Origin of the sequence: Snodgrassella sp. CFCC 13594 (assembly GCF_001590725.1) — a bacterium.
Taxonomy (GTDB): domain Bacteria; phylum Pseudomonadota; class Gammaproteobacteria; order Burkholderiales; family Neisseriaceae; genus Snodgrassella.
The window spans coordinates 1-8280 of record NZ_LQXR01000031.1 but is presented as its reverse complement, the minus strand read 5'-3'; the positions used below and the strand labels follow the sequence as shown (position 1 = coordinate 8280).

The 8280-nt window shown below is 43.6% G+C and carries 4 protein-coding genes and 2 pseudogenes; 4 read left to right on the top strand and 2 right to left on the bottom strand.

From position 1 onward, the window contains the following. Positions 1-321: LexA family protein (locus A2F46_RS12150; RefSeq protein ID WP_369796343.1), on the top strand; the 321-nt coding region annotated here is incomplete at its 5' end. A gap of 153 nt (positions 322-474) precedes the next feature. Then, positions 475-1623, top strand: coding sequence for a Y-family DNA polymerase (locus A2F46_RS11165; RefSeq protein ID WP_231867786.1), 1149 nt, complete (start codon positions 475-477; stop codon positions 1621-1623). Here A2F46_RS11165 and A2F46_RS11160 read toward each other — a convergent pair. Continuing rightward, on the bottom strand, positions 1620-1958 hold the full coding sequence (locus A2F46_RS11160; RefSeq protein WP_066570490.1) for a hypothetical protein: 339 nt from the start codon (positions 1956-1958) through the stop codon (positions 1620-1622). The two genes, A2F46_RS11165 and A2F46_RS11160, sit on opposite strands and share 4 nt — an antisense overlap. 379 nt (positions 1959-2337) lie before the next feature. Between A2F46_RS11160 and A2F46_RS12145 the strand changes: the two are divergent. Together A2F46_RS12145 and A2F46_RS12140 are read left to right on the top strand one after the other, a co-directional pair. Continuing rightward, positions 2338-3400 (top strand): annotated as a pseudogene (locus tag A2F46_RS12145) (IS3 family transposase). 61 nt (positions 3401-3461) lie between these two features. Then, positions 3462-3599: pseudogene (locus tag A2F46_RS12140) on the top strand (ATP-binding protein); the annotation flags it as partial. A gap of 129 nt (positions 3600-3728) precedes the next feature. Here A2F46_RS12140 and A2F46_RS11145 read toward each other — a convergent pair. Beyond that, positions 3729-8280, bottom strand: a 4552-nt coding sequence (locus A2F46_RS11145) for a calcium-binding protein (RefSeq protein ID WP_156471635.1), incomplete at its 5' end; no start/stop codon positions are given.

Here is an 8280-nt window from a genome sequence, read left to right as displayed (position 1 = left end):
GTACCAGCGGGTTTTCCAAGTCCAGCCGAACCCTATGTAGAAGATTACCTAGACTTCAACGAGTACCTTGTTAAAAACAAACCAGCAACGATCGCAGTACGATGTGGCGGCGAATCGATGCACGATGCGGGCATCAGCAAAAATGATTTATTGGTTATCGATCGCTCAAGATCACCGAAACATCAAGATATAGTCATGGCCGATCTAGGCAATGAATACACCATCAAGCGGCTGCATATCGACGGAGGGCAAGTTTCGTTGCGTCTGAAAATGCTTCAGAAGAATACCCGAATTTTACTTTTGAAAATGATGAAACGCTGACCATTGTGGGTGTGGTTGCCCATGTCATCAAGTCATATTAATTATGTTTGCCTTGATTGATGGTAATAGTTTCTATTGCTCCTGTGAGCGTGTATTTCGCCCTGAGCTGAGGAATGTACCCGTAGCGTACTGTCCAATAATGATGGCTGTATTGTGGCTCGAACGCCAGAAGTAAAAGCCATGGGCATTAAGATGGGCGTACCCTATTTTCAGGTCAAGCATTTAGTGAAGCAAGGCAAGCTGGTGGTGTTCAGCAGCAATTATGAGCTCTATGCAGACCTTTCCCGACGCATGATGCAGAGTATCGCTAGCTTGGTGCCAGCCATTGAGCAATATTCCATTGATGAGTGTTTTGCAGATGTATGTGGCGTGGGGAACTTGCGTCAGCTTGGCCTTGATATTCGCCAGCGTGTACTGCAATGGGTAGGCATTCCAACCTGTGTCGGTATTGCGCCCACGAAAACACTGGCTAAATTCTGCAACCACTTGGCCAAACGACATAAAGACCATTTTAGCGGCGTGGTTATCTGGGGTGACTGGCAACCTGACGTCCAGAAACGCGCGCTGGCCAGCGAACCCGTGACAGAAATTTGGGGCATAGGCCGCCGCATCGGTCAGAAATTAAAAATTGAAGGTATCAAAACTGCATGGGATTTTGTCAATGCCCACACGCCCAGTTTACGCAAGAAATTTGGCGTGGTGGTGGAACGGACACAAAGAGAAATGCAAGGCATTGGCTGCGTTGAACTGCACATCAATGAGGAAAACCGGCAAAACCTGATCCGCAGCCGCAGTTTTGGCAAAATGGTCACAGAATTAGCACCGCTTCAATCAGCCGTCACCCATCACATCACATCTGGCGCTGCAAAATTGCGCGAGCAAGGAACGCAAGCACACATCGCCGGAGTATTTATCTACACCAACCGCTTCAGAGAAGATTTGGCCCAGTATAGCGGCCATAAACAGATTGTTTTACCACAGGGAAGTAATGACACCATCACACTCAATAATGAGGCCCAAACGCTTCTGAAGGCAGTTTATCGGCAAGGATATGAATACAAGAAGTGCGGCATTGAGCTGGGTGGCATTGAGCCAGCACATGCTTTCCTGCAACCTAACTTGTGGCTTCCTGAAAGCATGGGCCATCCAAAGCTAATGACCGTATGGGACAACATTGCCAATAAATTTGGTCGGAACAATATGCGGCTCGCCTCAGAGTTACTGGCAGACGACTGGACAATGACCAGAGATGAGTTGAGTCCCTGTTTTACCACCCGTTGGAATGAGTTGCCTATTATTTAGATTAGTTCACTGAGTGGTGTTTTTGAGGCCCAAGAAGGACGCCGAGCCACTTCATCATCAATAGATTCTAATGAAGCATGTTGTTCAGGTTTTGTAATTACTTGCTTTTCTTGTATCAAAGAAGCATCAGAAACTTGGTCAGCCAATCTGGCTTTGATAAATCGTTGCAAAGCAGGCTTACTTATAACCAGCTTATTCGATTCTAAAAATTTTAAAATTTGATTTAGGTTATAGCCAAGCCGGTGCAGCTCTAAAATATCAGACCGATACGGGTCTAATTTTGAGCTACGTGGGATGGGCTTCTCTTGATTGATAAATTCTTTGATATCCATCATCGTATCTTTTCTGTTACGTCAATTAATAATTAAACATACTTAAAATAATTAAATATTTCAACTCATATCTACATAATAATTATGCATTAGTTCAAGTGAATTTTTATTACGTATATATTTCTTTTAATTTATACAAATTAACCATAAATAATAATGAGTATTTAAATATTGCAAAAAAATTAACATAGATTCGATGAGTCGACGACTTTGAAGTGAAAAAGTATCACTTTTTCGGCGCGTACCACTTCCTGAAAAACAAGAAAAAAGACAAATTAAATTACACGCAGAATCTTTTCAAAGCTGGCGGGTAATCCCCCCGAAAAAAGGCAGCAGTTAAAAGTAGAATTTTCCAGTACCCTGATGACCAGGAGATTCTGCAATGAAGACACCAAAATACAGCGACAGCCAAATCATCTACATCCTCAAACAAGCCGAGACGGGTACACCCGTCCCCCAACTGTGTCGCGAACACGGCATGAGTTCGGCCACATTTTACAAATGGCGTGCCAAGTATGGCGGTATGGATGCTTCTTTGATGGCTCAGTTACGTGAGTTGGAACACGAGAATGCCCAGCTTAAGAAGATGTATGCCGAAGAGCGGCTGAAATACGGGATTATTCAGGAAGCCATGGCAAAAAAGTGGTGAAGCCATCTGAGCGCAATCGGCAGTAACCCATCGTGCGATCAGCATCAGGCTGGCTTGTAGGGTGTTTGCCATCAGTGAACACGGCTATAGGTATCAGGCCAAAAACAATGAAGCCAATCAGACCATCGCATATCATCTGATCACACTGACCGCCGAAAATCGGGATTGGGGGTTTGGCCTGTGTTTTGCGTGGATGCGCAATGTGGCCCAATTGCCTTTTAACCACAAGCGGGTTTACCGTATTTACTGTGAGCTGGCATTGAACTTGCGCATTAAACCCAAACGCCGCCTATCACGACAGAAACCAGAGATATTGAAGGAACCCATTCACCCTGACCAGATCTGGTCTATGGATTTCATACATGATCAATTGAGTGATGGACGTAGTTACCGGCTGTTCAATGTATTGGATGATTATAGACGAGAAGGATTGGCCATGGATGCCAGTCTATCGTTTCCGGCAGTACGGGTGATTCGTACCCTAGATCGATGACTGGAATACCGCAAGACACCGGAGGCCATTCGGTGTGACAACGGGCCGGAATTTATCAGTCATGAGTTCACTCAGTGGGCGAAGCAACGTGGCATCAGGGTGGAGTATATCCAACCGGGCAACCCGCAACAGAATGCCCACATCGAGCGGTTTAACCGTATAGTGCGGTACAGCCTGTTGACTCCCTGTTTGTTGAGAGGCATAGACGAAATTGAACAACGTGCGACAAAATGGTTATGGTTTTACAATCATGACAGGCCGCATACGGCCAACCAAGGCAGACCACCCTTGATGACTGCTTGACCTCTACTTTTAAATGCTACCCAAAAGGGGGGGATTACCCCAGCTTCGTGAGTGAGCCATTTTAGTGATCACGACTAATCTAGTTTTTAGCGGATGGGTCACGCTATTTACAGGTGAAAAGCTGATGCCAGATTTACTAGATAGATTGGTGCATCACTGTGAAATATTTGAAACAGGAAACGAATCATATCGGTGTTAAATTTATCTTAAAGTGAGCCATTTTTAGGCCATAACTGTGGCACATTTGTGAAACATATTTGACATCTCGGCTTACCAATAAAAAGCCCACACCCGTCTCGGGTATGGGCTATGCTAACTGCGTATATAGTCAAATTAAGCCAGAACCTGTTAAGTATTGATTGGGATTGGTGTGTATCCCATTAGCAACAGTGGTATCCATTGCACTGCTTTCTACACCAAATGCAGACATAGCACTGATCAAGTTATTGGCACTAGACGCCGCGGCTGATTGTGGTACAGACAACCCAAAGGCGTCAAATATCTGATCCGATGTGATGCTTCCACCACTTTCAAAGCTGATGTTTTCAACCAGATTATCACCACCCAAGAAGAAATTGGTTAACGTCACCTTATTGGTATTGCTGCCATTTACTTTCAGAACCAAATTGTTGCCCGACTTGGTCAGATAATTGCCCACTTGGCTAAAGGTAATGCCATTACTGAATACCAAGGTATCCATGCCACCAGCCTCGTTAATGATATCTGCACCGGCCGTATAGACATAAATATCATTCCCGGCACCACCATTCAAAGTATCATTCCCGGCACCACCTTCCAATCGGTCATCTCCTTCCAAGCCATACAATTTATCATTGCCGGACAATCCCTGAATCAAGTCATTCCCACTGCTGCCTTTTAAATTACTGTCATTACCCGATGTGCCTTTAACGGTTTTGATATAAACCGGCTGCGGGTTACTTCTCGGCATTTCCAGACCAAATGCATCAAATATCTGGCTGGCAGTAATGCTTCCCCCCGTTTCAAAATTGATGGTTTCTACTAGATTATCACCACCTAGGAAGAAGCCAGTGAGCGTCACTTGGTTGGTATTGCTGCCATCCACCTTAAGAATCAGATCATCCCCAGATTTGGTGAGATAGTTTCCTATTTGGCTGAAAGTGATTCCATTGCTGAATACCAGCTTATCGGTTCCCCCTGTTTCATTGATGACATCCGCACCTGCGGTGTAAACATAGGTATCGTTCCCCTTGCCACCATTCAGTGTGTCGTCACCAGCCCCTCCCGTCAACGTGTCATTGCCATCAGTACCATTGAGGGTTTGAGCATTACCGCCCAGAGTACCTGGGTCAGTAGGATCGGTCGGCGTCGCAGGGCCTCCACTAGGCAATGCAGTCAGGTTACTGGCTATAGTGGCTGTGGAAACAATATAACCACTGGACGGGACAATGCCATACAAAGCATACTCACCACCCAGAAAATGGCCTTCCACCCTCACCTGCTGCTGCAAATCACCATCAACCAATATCACCAAATCATCACCATCTCGATGGTAACTCAGGCGACTTTGGGCAATGTTTTGGAAGAACACCATATCCTGACCACCGCCAACAACAATGGTATCCACACCTTGGTTGGCATAGTACAAATAGCTGTCGTTGCCAGCACCGCCTTCCAATCGATCATTACCATCTTCACCATATAAAGTATCCTTGCCAGCACCGCCAATCAGTGTATCATCGCCAGAATCACTGCCGCCGCCATTACCACCAGACAGATAGTCATCACCATCACCACCTTCCAGACGGTCATCGCCCGCAAAGCCATACAGACTATCATCACCACCAAAGCCTCGGATGAGGTCTTTACCATTGCTGCCATAAAGGTTGCCATTAGCGGTATTATCACCATCGACAATCTGGTCGTAATCACCGCCCACACCTTGCACTTTGATAAGGTTAGCAATGGTTTGTGCACTGATCATGTAGCCACTTTTCGGCTGTATATAGCTCAATTGCTTTTCACCACCGAGGAAATGGTCTTTGACACGAATAGATTGATTAATGTCATTATCAATCAATATCAGCAAATCATTACCGTCTTTTTGAAAGCTCAAATGATCTTCACTGGCATCATTGGTAAACAAGACATCCTGGCCGCCGCCACTTAAATCCAAAGTGTCTTGACCACCACCATTTTTATAATAATATTGATCATTGCCAGCACCACCGTTCAATGTATCATCGCCAGCGCCCCCGATCAGAACATCATTACCGGCATCACCATAAAGCACATCATTGCCTGCACCACCATCAATGTAATCATTGCCCAAACCGCCCGATATAGTTTCCGAACGATCCCGGTAGCCCCACAATACGTCATCGGTACTGGTACCATAATAAGTGGTTAAGCTTTCAAATTGAGCAGCAGTCAAAATTGAACCATCTGCAAACTGGATCTCATCAATCTTGTAATGATTGGCAGCAGTATTAGTTGCGTTAAAATGATTCTGAACGGTGATACTGTCACTATCATTACTCAACTGAATAATCAGGTCATCGCCTTGACGGATATAGCGGACATCAGCCTGAGTGATACCTGTTCCCAAACGAATCACATCGTAGGATGCAGCAATATTGGTAAAGGCTTGATCGACTCTACGTTCGATGATGAAGTCCTGACCATCACCCAGATTAAACTCATAGGCATCGTTACCCAGTGAGCCGTAAAGAGTGTCATTACCCAGTCCTCCTCGCAGGATATTCAGCATATCGCCTTTAACCGGATCTGCATACGCTGCACCCTCACCAAACACCATGGTTCCTGTTTGACTGGCATCAATCACATCATCTCCCGCACCGCCATCCAATAAACCTGGCAAATTGGGAGCTGTCAATACCGTCAATACCAAATTATCATTGCCAGAGCCTCCATACAGTTCACCCTCCCCTGTAAGATGGTCATCACCATCCTGTCCATACAGCTGACCTCGGCCCTCTATGATGTCATTGCCCTCGCCACCATCTAACACACCATCTCCGGAAATGATATCGTTCCCGGCCTCACCAAAAATCTGATTTTGGTACAAATTTTCGCCATAATTGGCTTGGGTTCCAGCTATTACATCATTTCCTGCACCGCCATGAATAACATCTTTATTGGTAACACCTTGAATAGAATCATCATTGGCTGTACCTTTTACCGCCATCTTATTGATAAAGTTTGAATCCCAGGCAGTTTCATCTGAAAATAGGATTTGTTTTATGCCAACCTCAGAGTGAAAAGCATAATAACCAAGTATCGTAACTGTATTGACTCCATCCTTTTCGGTGATAATCAAATTATCATCCAATTTTCTAAGAATCACTTGTTCAGGCAATCGATCTTTGAAATATATAGTATCAGACCCAACCGATCCTGATGACCCGTTGGTTGACCATATATCAATAACATCTTGACCCCATTGATTCTCAAAAACATAAATATCATTACCACCACCTCCACTTAATAAGTCATTTCCTTTTCCTCCATTTATAACATCATCAAGATCATCCACCCCGACGATTTTGTCATCTGCATCAGTGCCATTGACTACTAGCCTAGCGACATCTTCATAACTCAAATAAGTTTCGCCTCTATCACCCAGCTTGATAGCTTCGATCCTCCATGAAGAATCTACAAAATAGTTATACACATTAACGGAGCAATCATTCCCGACATCCTTGATGATTAGATGATCACCATTCCTATGGAAAGTTAATTCATCTATTTTTTCTCTATCTTTGAACCAAAGAATGTCTTGATTGCCAGTAGTTGAATCATGATCGATAACTATGTCATTGCCATAATTACCTCCGAAGACATAGGTATCATTACCTGTTGATTCTGGAACTAAATCTGATTTAAAGAAGCTCGGTGCTTCCCCTTTCAAAACCGAGTCACTCTTCGACCAATATAGGCCATAATAGTTACCAGCTAAAATATCATCCCCTTCGTTACCCTCTAAAATATCATTCCCCCCCCCACCCTGAAGAATGTCATCACCTAAACCACCCCGTAAATAATCATCAGACGAAAAACCACGGATGACATCATTACCATCCGTACTTAATTGATCTAAACTGTTTTGCAATAAATCTAACAGGCCAACAACCTCGCCATTATTAAACTCAAAATTTATCTGACTATATTTATTAACATCAGAAAGCACTCCTTTCAGATTAATCTGATTCCCATCTTGAAGATGAATAATGAAATCATTACTTATATCTTGCTTCTTTTTAACCGTAAAAGTACTGAAACCATCAAAGCTTAAATACCATTGATCTTGCATTGGATAATCGGGGAACATCACGAGACTATCAGGAGAGGCAAACTCGTAATTACCTTCCATATTAATGGTATACGACCAATCAGAAAGACTACCGTCTAAATATCGCCCAGAGTAACGTGAACTACTTAAGGCATTTAATTTAGGCATAAATGTCAATAAGTACGATAATACATCACTTAATTTCTGCTTTTTTTCCCAACCGCTGTATCCAATAACAGCATCTTTGTCAAAATTAGAATAATCATCTACTTGAGTTGAGTTTGTAAAATCACCTCGGGAAAAAGATAATTGATCTTTATTTACATCAACCTTAATCTGAATCGTCGCTTGTGTGAAATCCTCATCATTGACGATAATATTGTCTTTTCCTGACTCGCCCTCAATAATTACATTGTCATTATTACCAAGGAAAATCGTATCATCCCCTCGTCCTCCATTGATACTATCTGCCCCTTTGTCGCCATTAATAATATCGTCACCATCACCGCCATAAATGACATCTGAGTCAGGTGTACCATAAATTCTATCGTCGCCATTAGTTGAGCGTATAAAAAAGGCTTTTATTCCT